The organism is Streptomyces globisporus (assembly GCF_003501885.1).
GTDB lineage: Bacteria > Actinomycetota > Actinomycetes > Streptomycetales > Streptomycetaceae > Streptomyces > Streptomyces globisporus_D.
In genome coordinates this window covers 1-1,063 of the sequence record NZ_QWFA01000398.1, presented here as the reverse complement: position 1 = coordinate 1,063, position 1,063 = coordinate 1, and the positions used below count along the sequence as shown (strand labels likewise).

Below are 1,063 nucleotides of genomic sequence, written 5' to 3'. Positions count from 1 at the left end.
GGTCGTCGGTCGACGGGCCCGGCGACCGGGGCTGGGGCCGCCGGGACCGGAGGGGCGACCGGGGCCGCGGGCTCCTCGACCGAGACGCCGAAGTCCGTGGCGATCCCGGCCAGCCCGTTCGCGTACCCCTGGCCGACCGCGCGGGCCTTCCAGGCGCCGTTGCGCAGGTAGATCTCGATGACCACGAGCGCCGTCTCGGCGCCCAGCTGCGGCGGGGTGAAGGTGGCGATCGCGCTGCCGTCGTCCGCGTTGCGCACGGTGGCGGTGGGCTCGATGCCCTGGAAGGTCTGGCCCGCGGCGTCCGGGCTCGCGGTGACGACGATCTTCTCGATGCCCGGCGGCACGGCGGTGGTGTCCACCACGATCGCGTCGGGCGCCGAGCCCCCGCCGGCGCGGTAGGTCACGCCGGGGCCCGAGGGCTGGTTGTAGAAGATGAAGTCGTCGTCGGAGCGCACCTTGCCGTCGGCGGTGAGCAGCAGGCCCGAGACGTCGAGCCGCACCGGAGCGGCGACGTCCACCGCCACGCGGGCGGCGGAGAGGGGAATGTTCGAGCCGGGGGTCATTGCGGTCATGCACGGGGTAACGAACGACCCGGCTTTGCCGTTCCCTTACCTTTCCCTCTGTCCACCAGATGCTTTTCGGCCGTCCGGCAGCGGTACCCCGGCGGCCCGGAAGCGGCTCAGCGGCGGTTGCGCGGGTGGTTGCGGGCCGTGCGCTCGTTGCCGTGCTTGTACGCGCCCGTCCAGCGCGCCATCACCAGTTGGGCGTCGCCCGAGACCACCTCGGCCAGGAACTTCTCCGCCCGGCCGCCGCGCAGCGTGCCCGCGGGCCTGCCGTGATGGGTGATGGTGACGCTCTGGTCGCCCTGCTGTTCGTACTGGAATCCGGAAGGTCTCGGCATGGCCGTATCCTGCCCGCCCGGACGCCCCCGCGTCGCCCGGATTTCCGTCGTCCCCGCCGCCACCCGAGTGGCTCAGTGCGGCCAGATCGGCGGGTCGGTGACGAAGTGGCCGCCCACGCAGGCGTGCGCCGGGTCGTCCGGGTCCAGCTCGCCCTGGGCGGC

At 73.7% G+C, this 1,063-nt stretch carries 2 protein-coding genes and 1 pseudogene; all 3 read right to left on the bottom strand.

All coding sequences use genetic code 11. From position 1 onward, the window contains the following. Positions 1–572: TerD family protein (locus tag D3105_RS33945; RefSeq protein WP_165891145.1), on the bottom strand; the 572-nt coding region annotated here is incomplete at its 3' end. Positions 573–679: 107 nt separating this feature from the next. Next, positions 680–901 (bottom strand): hypothetical protein, encoded by a 222-nt coding sequence (locus D3105_RS33940; protein WP_010070345.1) that lies wholly within the window; start codon positions 899–901, stop codon positions 680–682. A 72-nt stretch (positions 902–973) separates the two neighbouring features. Next, a pseudogene (locus D3105_RS35680) lies at positions 974–1,063 on the bottom strand (NAD-dependent epimerase/dehydratase family protein); the annotation flags it as partial.